The organism is Candidatus Hartigia pinicola, assembly GCA_020541205.1.
In the GTDB taxonomy this organism is placed as follows: domain Bacteria; phylum Pseudomonadota; class Gammaproteobacteria; order Enterobacterales; family Enterobacteriaceae; genus Hartigia; species Hartigia pinicola.
Window position 1 is genome coordinate 1,670,387 of sequence record CP048208.1, and the last position, 18,673, is coordinate 1,689,059.

An 18,673-nucleotide genomic window follows, 5' to 3' on the forward strand; every position below is an offset into this window, starting at 1 on the left:
AAAGCAACAACACTAATTAACAATGTTGTTTATATTTTAAATTATGATTCACTCTATCACTTTTAGCACTAACTATCAACAAAATTTAACTATATTAAATGTTCCTAAAAAAAACAACTTCGTTTAATTTTATAACATAACACTTATTCTTACATACTAAAGTGATTCAGTTAAAATGATTCACTAAAATATCTACTGAATTGTCTGAAACTTTCTACCACAAACACTTAAACACTCCATAAAGACATTTCAATATAATATCTAACTCGGAAACATGCCTATTCTATGATTAATAGTTTTTATTTATGATATTAGTATATTAATGCAATGAAATTACTTAAATAAGTTTAGTTTATATTGTAATCTAATTAATAACAAAATCAAAATCTTATTTTTAAAACATAAATATGTTCGGCCTAAATTCTTAAATATTAAAGAAAGTAGTTTTCATGTAAACGCTTAAAAATTGAGTTTTCATATTATTTAATTACAAATAATTTAATAGAAAAATTGTTTAGATTATTATTGAATATTTGCTTCAGTAAGTTCATCAAAAAAAATAAAAATAATTATAGGAATTTAATATAATTATTATGAACAATCATTCAAACCTATCACATTATTTCTTAATAAGTGGTCACATCAAAGATTAGACATCTCTAATTTCTTAGATATATAGTACAATGACTAACCTTTGATTCAGTGATAGTATTATTAATATTTAGCATGTAATGACTCATATAAATTACGTATTGAAACTATTCGTTAATCAAAAAAGTAATAAATTTACCAAATAAGCTATAAGAACACTATGAACTTGATTAAAATAAAGACTCTTAATTTAGCTCATGCAGTAAAACCTGTACGATTTTTATCGTAATCATTGTAAAACCTAACCCATATTTTCATCATAGTTTTCTCAGTTCATTTTATAAAATTTCTAAACATGTCTGCACCTTTTTTCACGCTCTGATTTGTCGTGATTTAGGTTTATTAAATGTTAATAAATTTCTCATACATATATTCTTATATGTATCTATTTATAATCGACAAAACAATATCACACCTAGGTAAATATGCTAAAATTCACTAATATATAAAATTTCCTTTATGATATTTTTACCCAGTGAACTCAATACTGTCACCCTTATTTATCTAAGTAAATAATTAGCTTCAGCAGTATATAATATTACATTTTCTCTTAGAAAATCCTGACTTAATCAATCAGAAATATATATCCATTTCCTAATATATAATGATTAAATTTAAGACTACGATACTTTAAAATATTCACTTAATAATAAAAATCTATAGATCTAATGTTGTATTACGACACAATCAAAAAAATTTTAAATAGTCTAAACTTCTAAAGAGCATACATCGACGATGTCATCCGATAAAATGAGATATTACTTTACTTCTATCTATAATTACAGGAAAAAATGCATTTTATATAAATTCATCATATATAACAAAAAATTTTTAAAAAATAGTTCAATAACTTACGAAATTTTCTTATTAAATTCATATAATTTATAAACTATCATAATCAAACGCAATGTGATATTATTAAAGGTATTACATTTAAGCGTTCATGTTTAAGATAATCAGAACATTTTAGAAAATTATATTACTATTCAGCTTAGTTTAAAATACTGTAACACTTTCACACTATTTTAAAAACCGCAATCTTTCATGATGTTAAAATTTTTAAATAAATTTATCTTAATTATTTAGGGTTATTATTATTCTATTTAATAATTAAATAATGCATTTAATATCATATTCATGTATGCAGATAAAATATCCTAACTTTCAGTTGTTAACTATTAGTATAAAATTTATGATTATCTATCTCTCTAATTTTACATTGCTCCTATAATCTATCAAGAAATATTATACATCAATAGCATAAAACAACCTAATCCTTAAGCTGTTAAACATTTCAATACTTAATACGCTTATGTATGCTTAATATTAAATAGTCATCATAGCTAATTTAACTAAAATTAGTAATATAAATAGCCTAATTTTCTATAAGTTATACTGATTGAAAATATCTGTACTGAAACAATCAAAATATTTATTAGTATATCAGAAAAAAATTTACACTTTATCATGTAGCCTACTAAAAAAATAAACCAAGCTGCACTGAATAGATTTATTTCATAAATACCCAGAGAGAAATAAGGAAAAGACATTAATTAATTGCATGAAGCAGCAAAACAACCGAAAAGAAAATCATCGTTACAATAAGACTACAATAAGAACATATTTCACCTATTTTAATAGTTTTGTAAAAAATACTACAGACAATCTTCCGTACAGTGCTTAAAAGCATATTAAATTTAATAATTTGAGTATATTAAAAGTGCACTTTAATATTTGAAAATATAAGAAAAATTTTCTACATTTCCTCAACTTTTTTTTAGTTTTTTATGATTCGCAGCAGTGATCACTGATAATGATATAACTGAGAGTCATTACAATAACTAGCATTAATATGCATCTATTAAAAATATTACAATATACATTTAGTGATTACTATCTTATATCATATCTTATCAATATCTCTCAAAAAACACTATGTATTAAATTAAACTTAATAATTAATGGTCTTTTAATTTTAACTCAATAAAAAAATTTTCATTTCTCAAATTATTTGAGAATGATGTCACTACTTTAACTTTTTCTAATTTGGAAAACATTCTTAAAATAATTATATTAAAAATATTTTTGATAGTATTGCAGATTATCTAACATGTGCACAATTTACTGAATAAATAATCGTTAACCTTAAATAGGCTAGTGATTGTTTATTCACTGAAAGGCTTATTAAATTAATTTTTCTTAAAAATAAAATACTAATAATATATTATCTAAAGTTTTATCTAAAATAGATACATTATATAGCATATACTACACTATATAGTATATTATCTAATAATGTTAATTTTAGTGCATTTTATTTAACTTTAAAAATAATAAACAATGTAGCTATGCAGATCTTGATGTAAGTAAATTTAAATAATCAATGAAAATTTAGGTTCTAGCTAAAAAAATTCTAAAATATATTATATTAATATTTTTTATCAAAAGTTTATAATACTATTTTAAATAAATTAAAAAAATACTAACGAAATTATTCAGGCAAAGATAAATAATTTATTATTTTTAAACTCAAACTATTGCTTCTTATTGTCTATCAAAAATTATTCATTACTCATGACGCATAATAACAATCACAATTTGTTTTTGATATATTTAAGAATATTATTTCTATTTCATAGAATAAGTCTTTAATAAGTAATTGTCATGAATTAAAAAATAATGAAATATAAAATATTAGCCTAAATATTTTAATATGAAGAAGGCAATATGTAAATAAACAGTAGGATAAAAACCAAAGTGACAGTGGTATTTATCATCAAGCTTCTGAGTGATAAAAAATTTCACATAAAGGAATATACTGAGTGAATAAAATTCCAATAACTTCTAAAATACTAAATCCTTTTTTATTACCTTTGCAAGGACAAAGGTTAATTGAAGCATCAGCAGGTACAGGTAAAACATATACAATAGGGATTCTCTATTTACGTCTATTATTAGGGCTCGGAGGAAATAATGCTATCTCCAAACCCCTCAAAGTAGAAAATATTCTTGTCGTAACTTTCACAGAAGCTGCAACAAATGAATTACGCAGACGTATTCGTGAAAGGATTCATAACATGCGTCTTGTTTGTATCCGTAAAGGATTAGGTTTTAAAATCGACCCTGAATATTTAACATTACTTGAACAAATTAACACAAAGGAACAATTGGAGGTTTCCGCAAGTTTATTATTGACCGCTGAACGCCAGATGGATAAAGCAGCTATTTATACTATTCATGGTTTTTGCCAGAGGATATTAATGAATAACGCATTTGAATCTGGCGTTTTATTTGAACAAACAATTATCCAAGATGAATACACAATTCAAAAACAAGCCTGCGCTGATTTTTGGCGACGACATTTTTACCCTTTAAATTATTCAATGACGAAAGTTGTATTATCACATTGGAGCGAACCATTAGCATTATTATCTGATGTAAAACCTTTTTTACAAGGTAAGATACCGCATATTAACACCAATAAAAATAAAGAAACATTTGAAGAACGTCATCAACGCTTAATTTCGTTAATAAAAAATGTGAAATCTTCTTGGCTTAATAAATGCAGTAAATTTGAAAAATTAATTACTAGTTCTAATGTTGATAAACGCAGCTATAGCTCACATTTTTTGCCTAATTGGCTAGATAAAATTCTAAACTGGGCAGAAAAAGATACACAAGATTATCAATTACCAAAAGAAATACAACGGTTCTCTCAGGGAGTATTAAATGAAAAATCAAAAAATGGTATAGGACCTGAGTGCATTGTATTTAGACAGATAGATGAACTTCTTGCTCAATCATTCACTATCAAAGATCTTATTATTCCTCTCGCAATTACTGAACTTAGGCAATCTATTAAGCATGAAAAATATAACAGAAATGAAATGGGATTTGATGATTTATTAACTTGCTTACGTAATGCATTACAAGATGATAATTGCTCTTATTTAGCTAAGATTATTAGCCAACGTTTTCCAGTGGCGATCATTGATGAATTTCAAGATACAGACACGCAACAGTATCATATATTCCACAGTATCTATCACCAAAGAAAAAACAACGCTTTATTATTTATCGGTGACCCTAAACAAGCCATTTATGCTTTTCGTGGTGCAGATATTTTTACTTATATTCAAGCTAAAAAACAAGTACGTAATCATTATACATCAATCACTAATTATCGTTCTTCTGAAGATATGATTAAAGCAGTGAATTGTATCTTTAGTCATTGTAATAATCCTTTTATTTTTGAACAAATACCATTTCATCCCGTCAATTGTGTAACTAAAAATGTAGGAAAAACATTTTTTCATAATAAGAAAAAAGTAGAAGCTATAACATTTTGGCTAATCAATAAAGATGTTATCTCAGTGGTAGAATATAAAAAAATCATGGCCTTAAAGTGTGCAGAACAAATTAGCCAATGGCTAGAAAGTGGTTTTCAAAATAGCACATTTTTTCAACATATAGATGATGAACGTATTCTGCTCTCAGCTTCTGATATAACCATACTAGTCAGAACTTTAAGTGAAGCAAAATTAATAAAAAATGCGCTAAATCAACTAAATATTCCATCTTTATTCTTGTCTAATAAAGACAATGTTTTTGAAACACAAGAAGCCAAAGATCTCTTATGGATCCTTCAAGCGATATTATCCCCTAACAAAGCACAAACTTTACGTACTGCACTGGCATCAGGTATCTTTAGCTTGCATGCGAAAGATATTGATACACTAAATTATAACGAAAAATCTTGGGGAAAATTAGTCGATGAATTCACTGAATATTCAGTAATCTGGCATCAACACGGTATACTGCCAATGATAAAGGTATTTATGAGAAAACGCAACATTGCCAAAAAGTTACTTTCAATTTCAGAAGGTCAACGTCGGTTAATAGATTTAATGCACATCAGCGAACTACTTCAAGAAAAATCGCTTCAATTAGAAGGAGAATGCACATTGGTACAATGGTTGAAACAACAAATCATGCACCCTGATTACCAATCAACTACACAAAAAATTCGTCTTGAAAACGATAAAAACCTAGTGCAAATTAGTACTATCCATAAATCAAAAGGGCTTGAATATAAAATTGTTTGGCTACCTTTTGCTAGCAATTTTATACCACAATTACAAGCAATTTATCACAACAGAACAGATTATAAATTTTGTCTAGATTTAACAAATCACGAGAAAAATTTAGCATTAGCTGATAAAGAGCGTTTAGCTGAAGATCTACGGTTGTTGTATGTCGCATTAACTCGAGCTATATATCACTGCAGTGTCGGAATTGCACCAATAATTAGAGGGAATCGCAAGAAAAATGGCAAAACAGATGTACATTTATCAGCACTAGGTTATTTAATTCAAAAGGGTCAAGCAGGGAATAGCACACTTCTATATGATAATTTGAAAGCACTCAATAGCAAGGTTATTAATTTTATTATTGTAAAACTAACAGACTCAAAACCGCTATCTTTTAATCATACTGATAATAACGAGCTTTCTGCAAGACAGATTACGCATGTATTTAATGACTACTGGCGAGTGACTAGCTATTCAGAGCTAAGTCATAGTAGTAGAGACAATAGTTATAATTACTCAACACTCTCATCTGAGCAAGTTTCCAGTTTTCTCGCACAAAATATAAACATTGTACCTAGCACCGCAGTTACTTCCCAAGAAATAGATGAACTAATTTTTACTCAACATCAGTTTCCAAAAGGAACTGATTCAGGAATATTTTTACATCACTTGATAAAAAATACTAATTTTTCAAAAGAAATTACGAACGAATGGTTAGTGCAACAGTTACAAGAAAATAATCTAAATACAAAATGGGCAAAAATGCTTCAGGAGTGGTTAAAAAATGTTTTTCAAGCACCTTTATCAAATAATGGATTATGCTTATCAGCGATACAACCTCATAACAAACTTCATGAAATGCAGTTTCATATACCTATTACACCTTTCTTAGATTCACAATCTATTGATCAAATAACGCATAATCATGATCCATTATCAGCATCTTGTCAGCCTCTTAAATTTGAAAAGGTTCAAGGAATCTTAAAGGGATTCATTGATTTATTTTTTTTATGGAATGATAAATTTTATATATTAGACTACAAATCTAATCATTTAGGTGATGATGCAAAAAGTTATACTCAAGAAATTATGTATGAAGCAATGATTAACCATCGATATGATTTACAATACCAACTGTATTCATTAGCAATACATCGTTACCTCAACCAGCGGTTAATGAATTATAGCTATGATAATCATTTTGGTGGTATTTATTATCTTTTCTTACGCGGAATTGAACAAAATCAATCAAAAAACGGTATTTTTTTTTATCGCCCTACAGAAATATTTCTTGATAAATTTGATCAATTGTTCCGTACTGTTAACAACAATAGTATACAGTTATGAAAAATCTTATTCAGAAAACAATAAAATAATATTTGTTTATTTGATTCTCTCTTCTATTTTCCTACAATATCAAAAAACATAAAAATTTAGCATCCTTTATTATGATGGTGCTATCAAGTTTACACACAAAAACTAATATATATTTGATATTAATTAATATTAATTCAGAAAAATAATTGTCTAATCATTATTTAAATTAGTAATAATATTTTAATTTTTGAAATAAATATAATATATTATTTTATACATTAACAGTTGCAGTATAAACTTTATATATTAAATATTTTTAGTAAGATAAGAAAATAGTCTCTAAATATTTTTACTTACTTGATAATGATAGAATACGTAAAACGTATAACTAATTTTGTTGTTAGTGATAGTTAAATATTTGTAACATTCAGCTGTGTAATTATAGAAAATCACTTCCATTGAACAAATATAACTCACTTTCATTAAAGCAATAATAAGCAACAATAACATATCAAAATTAATTTATTACTAAAAAAGTAAATATATAGATTATTTAATAGAATTTCAAGAAACGATCTGATTTAATTATCATTACCAAATGAAAAATTAAAACTCTCCCTAATCAAGTCATAATGTTATATAAATGCATCCGAAAAAATGAGAAAATAAGAAATTATTTTATAGTTAAAAATGTCTTATTAATATAATACTGATCTTTTATAGCTTATCAAAATAGGTCACTTCTGTAAAAAATAATATCATCAGAGATATATGTTAATTTACAAATATGAGACATTCTTGCAGAATCTTCAATAACCTGTTCATTGAACAACTTATCAACTCAGTGAGTTGAGATTGTAGAATGATGAACTAAGTAGAGATATTGTATATATTTAAAATTATTATTTTTAGTCTTCTTTAACAATTAACAATTTAATTATTTAATTGTTTACTTTAATGATAAAATATCAATTAAAGATAATAATTATTAAGATTTAATATCTCCATTAATCTGCATACTTATTTTAAAATATTAAAAAATAATGATATTCAGGTTTTAATAAACAACATAAAATTCTAAAATTATAATTCATGAAAATTGAAATTAATACCCTATCTGAAGAAATGATATATAAATTTAATTAATACCATTAATTCACTATTTAGTATAATGACTTTGTAAACTCAGAAAATAAAACAAAAAATTAAAAATTAACTTAATAAATCAGATAATATTCTAAGAAAATATTTAATAAATATATTCTGCAATCAATGTGTTACAATCTGCTGTTATGATAACTAATTAGGATTTTTAAATTGAACGATATCACGACTCATGTCACTGATAATAAAGATCAATTCGAGCACATTTTAATCTTTAATGTTACAACAAGAGATGCGCAATCAACATCTTGTTTTTTATAAAAAAGATGATTTTTTAAAAACGTCCATTATAAAATTTAAAAATTATCTATACATATTAGTTTAAAAAATATATTCCTCTGAAATCATTATTTATTTTATACATATTATAATAATAAAAAAGGTATTATCTCTGTATTTGACTGTAACATACTATGCAAAGTGATTCAAACAGTAATTGCTTTCTAAAATAAATTATTAATAGAGATAAATATAGAATTAATGTTTTAAAAAAGATTACGCTATACTAAGATTATAGTATGTAAAATTTCGTTATATGATGTAATAAATTCAAAACTTATTGAACATCAAGAAGTATTGTGAAATGTTAATGTTCCATTTATTAATGACCTAATCTAGTTGTGCAGATTCGTCTATTAATTATTTTTTATGTTTTCTTCAAAAGATAGTTAAATCATTTTTAAGATATACAAGTTATTTAAACTATATATTTATTAGATGATTCATGACTATAACTCAAAAGCTGAACAATAACATTAACAAATACATTTATAGAAAAAATTAATTATTTTATTTTAATAATACTCAAATTTTTTACTATTATTATCACCTTGTACATATGCATAATAACTATATTACTCAACACATCTAAACTTTTCTAATACAGAACAAATCTTTACAAGTGTCTTAATTGTTTTATTGAAGTGAAAATGATTAGGTCTCAATAAATTTCTAATATAAACATGCCTAAATTTTTATTAACATAATAGAAATCACAATCTTATAAACTAAGTAACGCTAGTAAATCAATAACCATTACAATTATAAAAAATAACAAATTAAAAAATGACGTGACTAAATTTATAATTACGTATAAGATAAGACCAACTTTATACTGAGAAATGTAAAACTGCTTGAAAATAAGCATTAATTTATAGCATATATTTAATTTCTTCAGCTCTCTGGTACCATATTTTTATACTCTTAAGTAAAAATCTCCACTAGAAGAAAACATCTATCATGAGCTTAAAGATCATTTTAACTTTATTACTCGGATAATAAAAATATAATTTTACTAATTTAACAAAGTTAAATTTAATATTCCTAAGTTTTTATGCGTCGAATTCAAGACAGAACAAGAGTATATCCACATATTTTATGACAACCACGTCTGTGAAGTTTTTAAATACCTATGACTGTGAGTCTTACGCTTATATACCTAAGTAAAGTAAGAATTTTCTTGAAACTTAGTCCACCAAAAATCATCACAGATACACTCGTAATATATAATTACTAATTCTTCAGGATCCGTGTTAATTCTTTCAAAATTTCTGTATCAGATTAATAAAATTTATGCCTCAACACATGACGAGAAAGGTATATTGAAGGTTATAATATTTAGAATTTATGTTTAGAAAAGTAGAAAGAAAGTTTGTTTTAAAGTTAAATTACAACAGCAGTTTTAAAAAAGGCATTTTATTTTAGCATCTTGAAAATACATGACAAATTTATTAACTAAACTTACAAGAATAAAATTCTTGTATTAATACAATCTATCAATTAAAATTTCATACTAATTATAGCGATTTTATCTTTTTTCTTTAAACTCAAAAAACTACTTACATACATATTGTCTGCATAAAACCGCAAGAACATCATTTTTTATAATGTGATGTTGTGAAAAAATGTACAATAATTTATACAATATAATAAGTAATAAGCAACATAAAATTACAAGCACGAATGAATTATTCATTATCATATTTTCTACCTTTAAAAATAAATAAAGATATGTTCAATATTAAATCCTAATAATAGTTAATAAAGCTAAAATTTACTCATATAAAAGTATAATTTTCAATAAATTTAAGATATTTAAACTATCTTTTCTTAATTTATTATAGTTACAAAAATAATGTTATCTTAAAAAATAATCTTTATCATAAAGCACATTTCAAAAAATATACTAGGATGGACTAAATAAATTTAGTATAAATATTTTAAAGTGAAAATGTGATGTAGTAATTTTACCATATAAAACAAATCATCTTTTTACGAAACGACATTAAGTACTTTGCAATAATTTTAGAGCGTTAAGATTTTGTTTAAGTATAATAACTTTATTAAGTATCATCATAATTTCAATCGTCATTAATAGTCAGGTGTGATTAATCCAAAACTTAATCAAAAAATAACAAACTTCTTTCACAATCGTTGAAAACGAAATATTATAAAAAAAGTCAATTTGATTATGTCGTTGATATTAAAAATTATTTACAAGTATGAGAAATTCATAATCTGATCATTATTATGATCTCATATTTTCAGATATCATGTATAATACATGAAGCTTGATCATTCAGATAAAAAAAATACAAATACACTGTATACTGTCATTATAATTTCCAATGATTAGTTTTTATAACGTAAACTTTATTTACTAAAAAAATCTCACTAAATATCAAAAACTACAATAAGTTTTAAAATATCTTTATTTAATTCATTAATTTAGTATATATTACTAACTACTATGCATAAATAATATTAAATACGCACTCAAAATATCTTACATATTCATTAAATTCTTAAAAAAGTTGAATGAAAATATCACAAACAAACAAATTATACTTATAGGTTATTGTAAGCATTATCTATGTATGGATGATTTTAGGTTTTCTTTATTAAGTTTTATAGTATAGACAACCAAAATTTATAACTTAATAAATAATTAATACGGCACTATATTTATAAATAACTCATCTTATATGAACGTTCATTTTTAATTAATAATTATTATCTTATAATAAACTGTTGAGTATAGTCTTACAATTACAATCAACTCTTTTATACCTTCTCTTTTATATTGATATATAGATATAAATCATTATGGCTAATTAATAAAAAATTTTTACTCATCAATATGCAGCTAACTTTTTGTAAATAATATAAAATTTCAACATACTTTCAATTGATGTTAGACCGGCTTTCACAACCAAACGAAAACTATAAAATTCTAACTCGACTAACATAATAATTATGAGAGTAATATGGAATTTCACGTAAATGCAGTTGAATTTCTAATTATTAATTTTTATTACAACATGAATTAGGATAAACTGACTATGATAAATAATAAAATTACTTATTTAAAGTGGTGCTTGTTATTAATCTTTGTGTTAATAACTTATTTTATACCTCTTAATGGGCGTCTTCTTTGGCAACCTGATGAATTGCGTTATGCTGAGATCAGTCGAGAATTAATTTTAAGCTGTAACTTTAATGTGCCTACTCTTCTTAATGTTCGTTATTTTGAAAAACCTATTTTTGGTTACTGGGTAAATGCATTTTTCCAAATACTATTTGGTGAAAATAATATTTCTGTAAGACTTGGAGTTGTCTTTAGTACACTAACAAGTGCATTATTTATTTATCTTAGTGCAAAAATGGCGTGGGAAAAAACAATTATTGCATTTAATGCTGCATTCATTTATCTTTCTATGTTAATAGTACTCACTGTAGGCACTTATAATATCCTTGACCCTATTGTAACATCATTTATTACCATGACTATGTTCTTCTTGCAATGGGGGATGAAAACTAAAAAATTTTTCAAAAAACTAATCGCCTTTACTCTTCTAGGTATATCTTGCGGCTTGGGTTTGATGACAAAAGGTTTTTTAGTTTTAGTTTTATTTATGTTACTTGTTTTTTTTAACTCGATTTACTACAAGCAATTTAAAAAAATTTTCCCTTTTTTTCTTATCTCATTATGTGTGATGTGTATCATATGTTTGCCTTGGGCTATTATAATTGCAAAGTGCGAACCTGATTATTGGCATTATTTTTTCTGGATAGAACATATACAACGTTTTATGTCTAATAATGCTCAAAATAAATCACCATTTTGGTTTTACATCCCAATATTAATTCTTGCAGTATTACCTTGGTTAGGCTATCTCCTTACATCGTTAATCAATAGTTTTCGCAATAAAGGGCAAAATATCTATTTTTTATTGTGGTTTTTAATACCATTCCTTTTCTTTAGTATTGCAAAAGGGAAGCTGCTCACTTATATTTTACCATGTATTTCACCTTTAGCAATTTTAATAGCAACTTATCTTGATGAAGCGTTAGAAAAAAAAAACGTTAACATCATTCGTATTAATGCATTCATTAATATCAGTTTTGGCCTGCTAACAGCAGGGATGATATTTTTTTCAAAAAATTTTAAAATACTGAATGTCTATCAGGCTCATGAGAACAATAAACTATTATTAGCGATGAGCGCATTTATTTTTTGGGCATTAATTGGAATCATTTCATTGAGTCGCCGATATTGGATGCTTACTGCTGCTTGCACCCTTATATTAAGTTTAAGTATTGGGTATGTAATCCCTGAAAAAATTATTAGCAACAACACACCAGAGAAAATAATTAAAAAATATCAATCTAAATTATTAGATAAACCTTACTTATTAACAAATAATGTTGGATTAGGCACAGCATTGGCTTGGGTACTAAAACGTAGTGATATTTATATGTTGCATCAAACTGGTGAACTGGGATATGGATTAAAATACCCAGATTCTTCAAATCGTTTTTATCGTTTAAATCAACTCCCTGCGTTATTAGAGGAGCATAATTATCAAGATGTAGCACTGATAGTGGAAAGATCTCAAGACCGAATATTGTCAACTTTACCTGGAAGGCCAAAAATTATTACAGAAGGAAATTTAGTATTTGTTTTATATGACAAGATTGAATGTTTTAAAAATAAAAAATAAACATATCATCAAATTACTACTTATTACAGTACTTTAATTTTCATTAAAATTACCGCTATTTATAACAATGTATCATGTCTTTTTTTTATGAAGATTCTGTATATTTTTAAAAAAAATCCATATCTAAGGGTATTACGCTTAAATATTTATATGATTAAATTATAAATTCTTAAAATAATAAATAAATGATTTTTTAATAACGTATAAAGAAATACTATACTGACGAATGCACTTTTGTAATTAACTAAACGTATCAAAAACTATTTTTTACACACCTACTACAATCACAATATCAATAAGCTCATTACATTATCAATATAATCATATAAATTACAAAATACATTTATATAATTTTTAAGAACAGTCAACGTTGATATATTATTTTATAGAATTGCAACAAATTATCAAACTACACTATCAAGATATCATATTATAGAATTAAAAATAGATAAAATCATTTCATTGATTACATAAAGTGATTTTGTTTCCTGAGTGACAAACTATCTTCACTTAAAGATATTATGACATCACAAAAATATCAACACTTAACGTATATTTTATAAAATATTCAAATATCTAAAAATAATATTGAGATTTTCGTTTAAAACAATCAAATATTTAGTAACTTTTACGAAGACAGAAAAAACTCAACAACATTAAAGCATTACATAAAACAATCCATCTTTATATACTGAAATATTACATTAATTTTACCTTTAAAGGATTAATGTAGTAATCTGTAATTTCATCGCTTCAAGCTCAAAACTCACTATATCCGATCTGATTTTTATCTATAGATCAAAAAATTTACCTTATTAAAATTTCTAGAAAAATACAAAAATCTAATAATGACTTTCGATAATTACTATTAATTTTTTTAACTAAGTCATTCAGTGAATATGATATATTTCCCATGATGTAATCATGAAATTCAAATATTATTTTAAAATAAAGATTGTCACTAAACTATTTTCGACTGGAAAATAGTGTAAACCCTTAATTTAGTGTATGTGATGCTATTTTACGTTACTAAATATTAGCGATATAACTACTATTAAAACTTAGTAGTAAACAAAAGTAATTTCATATCTTCTTTTAAAATCAAAAAATGTAACGTGTAATACTGATATCAATGGTGAAACGTCAGTACTTGTATCGCCTATTACATAATGAGAATAATAGTCATGAAATACAACAATAATAATAAATTTTCTGATAATTTTAGATGAATAAAAAGTCATTTTATTTTCAACATATCATAAATGTTGTATATTCAAGGATAGTTTTAGGACTGAATCAAACAATAGCAACATTAAAATATGAATATCAGTTTAAAAATAAAAAATTTAGTTTTAGTATCACAAATCATTTTTCCAGATAAAGTAAAAAAATTTCGAATAATATATTTAAAAAGATATATAATCAAATTACCTATCTGAAGAATTTAAGTTAGCATAATAAATATGCTTCTAAGCCTGCTTTGTAAATTTTTTAAAAATTAAAATTTAAAAAATACTTTGAATGTATGTCAGTACTATAGCTGCAGTCATGAAGAGCATTAAACTTAACTCAAAGCTTTTAGAACACTTTCAAATATCTATAAAAATTAACATGATATATTATAAATATACAGGCTATATTTATTATCAATAAAAATTATTATGTAGTAATTAAACATCATTTAATATTAAAATATTTTGTCTGAACTAGAAAAGTAAATCATAAGTTATACATAAATCAATGATAGTACAATCAAGTAAACACTCTACATAAATAGTATCATAATAGTACATATTACGTTATTGGATCGTGTTATTAACAACTTACCAACTAAGAAACACAAATTCTAAAAGTGATTAATTTTTAACTAATTATTAATATTTTTAATTACTAATAGTCAACTAACTTGGTTACGTTAACCTATTTCAAGCAAGAAAATTATTGTATACATCTACATCGAATATGCATTGAAATCTAACTAAGTAAGCAAAGAAAAAGTCAGCACTTGATTAAGATTTTAAATAATATTAGAAAATTATATAATATGATCTAATTAAATTAGATTTAGATTAGAATAGTTAAAAACTATTGTAATAATAAAGTATTAACTATTATTTAATTATTTAAATAAATGTTTAATAAAAACTGAGATATTGCAAAATTGATAAGAAATTTATAGGGTAAACTATTAAAATATTATATAATTAATGATAAAATTTAATAATTTATCTCTAGTTATAATCGCTAAATATTTAAATAATATCACTGAACAATAATATTATCCTGTTATCAAAACCCCAAAAATTATATTCTATTCTTAATTTATCAAATGATTGAATCAAGATTAATATTTTTATAGTTTAGCGTTATATCTCTCATGTAAATTATATAAACTTTTATTATTATTTAATATCTATTAAAAAACATTAAAGTAAACATCATAAATATTCTAACAACTCTACTACTATGTAGAATAATATAAAAGGTAATTAAACAAAAAACAAATTTAGAATTTTTTCAAAATTCGCTATTTTTATACACGTATAAAATGAAAAACATATTAGAATATAGAAATTAAAAAATGTTTTCACAAATGAAATTTATTTCTTAGAAATTCCACACATATTTTTTAAATGCATTCAAAATTAATATTAATAAAATATTTACTGATATATATCATAAACTTAAGTATTAACGTGGTGACAAATTATATACATTTCTTTAGAAAAAATTCAATTATTATTTTGAAATCAACAATAAAAAATAGTAAAAATAAAAAATATTTTATAATAAGCATTAAAAAATATAATAAAAAAGATTAATATCTATTCTAATCAAAAATACAAAGACAATTTTTTAAATGGTCAATAAGGAAACATAAAAAAAATGAATACAGCTTATTCCATATACTATAATATAGTAAAATTCTTATCGTATCAAAGATTGGATATCGTAGTCAATACTCAAAGTCACCCTATAATCTTACAGTTACAAGAGCAATATTATAAACAAAAAATACTTTAATAACTTTGAGACTGCATAAAATCACTTGTATACATAAATATATCGATTACTTTAGATTATACAAGTAAAATATTTTGGATTTTAATATATTACATACTAAAATAATTGCTAAATAATAAAACATAATATACTCTATATTTTAACATTTTCTGGAATTACAAGATAATATAACGTAAATCTCATGAGCTAGATGATTAAGTTCTCACTTTTTTATATTTATAAACTCACACTTTATTGACAGAGATAAGATAAAACAAATCAGTAATTTACTAATAATTTCATTTAAATATTTAATAATTTTCTCTGCAATAACTTTAATACGAGGAAAAGTGAAAATGTTTCCAGGCTGTACACTTCAAATATATCAGCTAGTTTTGTAATCTTTATGTTTATACTCACAAACTTTAATAGAAAACTTATTAGAAAATTTATGCTTTTATAAATAATAAAAAGCAAAACTGCATTCAAAATTTTAGTTTTCAATATTATTATATAATCACATAATAAAAAAAGTGTTTTCGTTAGAATTAATTAATATGATTTTATCAACTAACAAATTAAATTATTAAACAAACTTTTATATCTCTCCTACAGTATTTTCTTTCAAACAATTAACTATTCATATCCTGTTCATAGGATTTTTATCATTAAAATAATCATCATCACCATCAACAAACACTTTCACATGCTTGGTATTTTACATTTTTATTGTTATCTACAATCTAGATATTTTAGATTTTATTACTACTACATTAATAGTATGTTTATTAGACTGAAAAAATCTAATAACTAAAAAATTTTATTATCTTTTTCATAACTACACTTTTTTACAAATCAGATTCAATAATATAACTTGTCTGTTCTGATTATTTTCATTATATTAGATAATTCTCAAAAAACTCTTTGTTATCTTATCCAGCATGCTAATTTTTAAGTACTTTCGGTTTTTAGAAATTATAGAATAACACCATGCAATATATTTTATCTTAACATATTATAATAATTTAATCGCTGTTAAAAAAAAGATATTTATTTTAAACTAAAGATAATTAATAAATTATAAATGAGTGAAAATCAATTATCTGATTAATGAAAAGATATAATAATACTACTGAAAAACATGTTTAGAAAAAAAACATTTTTATATGCTCGTTAGAAAGAATAGTAAAGATTTTTTTACTATATTCGGTACTTCCTTTCGTGTTCTATTTTCAGTTCAAAATAAATGATCTAATTAAAACAAGATTACTTTAAACACAAAAATACCAGAAAAAATCACGGAAAATATAAGTCTCAAATGTACTTTATTTATACATAAAACTGTTAAACCTAAAATCAAAGTAACATTAATATAGATTTCATCTAGCATGACAAACATGAAAATAGAACACAATAGATTCTAATACCTCCAAATTATTCATTAATCCTGTTAATCATCAAGGTTACTGTCTAATAGTAGAATACTAGAAAATTTTCATTATGACTGCAACATTACACCACTAGGTCTATAAAAATATTATTACACGCACAATAATCTCAACACGATTATAATTAATAAAAATTTAATTATATTGTAAACGCTTCATTAATTAAACCATGACAAAAGAGCAAGTTTCAAATACTATTTTAACGTTAATATTTAGTTTCATGAGAGTTCATAATCTAAAATATCTATTTGCATAACACTGACAAAATAACCAAAATTATAAAATAATATCGTAAACTAGTTTGAATAAATAAAATACTCACTATTTATCAAAGCACTAATTGAGATTAATATAATACCCAATATATTAATTTATAGGTCACGCGCATAGACTATACATTATCTCCACAATTACAATTCACGACATCTTACAAATCATCTATATTAATCGTATAAGTATTAAGATAGATGTACTACATTATATACTCATATTTTATTTTCTTAGTAATTGTGTTAATTATTTTATAATACAATCGAGATAAGATCAAAAAAAATTTTACTTTAAAATATATTCATATCACAAAAAATATATAACTACTTGTAACTCTACTGAAGATCTTTACAGTGTATCACAATCTTCATGATAAAGTAGGTTATAATATTTTAACACACAAAATATAATTTTCACACACAGAAATATAGAGAATAACACTGAAACCTAATATCGTCTTATTATATAAAACTAATTTTAAAACATCATTAAGAATATATAAGTTTCTATAAGAATATTAGAAACATAATTTAACTTAAAATTTTATGCAGTATTTTTACTTACTAAAAAACAGTAAAACAATAAATTTTAAATATAATCAACTTAAAACGAAAATTTTAATACCTTTCACAGTTATTTCATATTCAGTAATACTACTCTAATTCACTCTACGTGTATTAAACGATTTTAAATATTAAACTTCATTATATTTTACTATCTAGACGAT

General features: G+C 23.8%; 2 protein-coding genes. Both read left to right on the forward strand.

The genetic code is table 11. The features are described 5' to 3' along the window. Positions 1–3,473: 3,473 nt before the first annotated feature. Positions 3,474–7,088 (forward strand): exodeoxyribonuclease V subunit beta, encoded by a 3,615-nt coding sequence (gene recB / locus GFV14_RS03190; RefSeq protein ID WP_457914226.1) that lies wholly within the window; start codon positions 3,474–3,476, stop codon positions 7,086–7,088. Between the two features lie 4,475 nt (positions 7,089–11,563). After that, positions 11,564–13,225 (forward strand): lipid IV(A) 4-amino-4-deoxy-L-arabinosyltransferase, encoded by a 1,662-nt coding sequence (arnT, locus tag GFV14_RS03195; RefSeq protein WP_457914227.1) that lies wholly within the window; start codon positions 11,564–11,566, stop codon positions 13,223–13,225. Positions 13,226–18,673 lie beyond the last annotated feature (5,448 nt).

Excerpts from the sequence above, each read along its gene's own strand:
- arnT (WP_457914227.1), top strand. The coding sequence starts at position 11,564 with ATGATAAATAATAAAATTACTTATTTAAAGTGGTGCTTGTTATTAATC.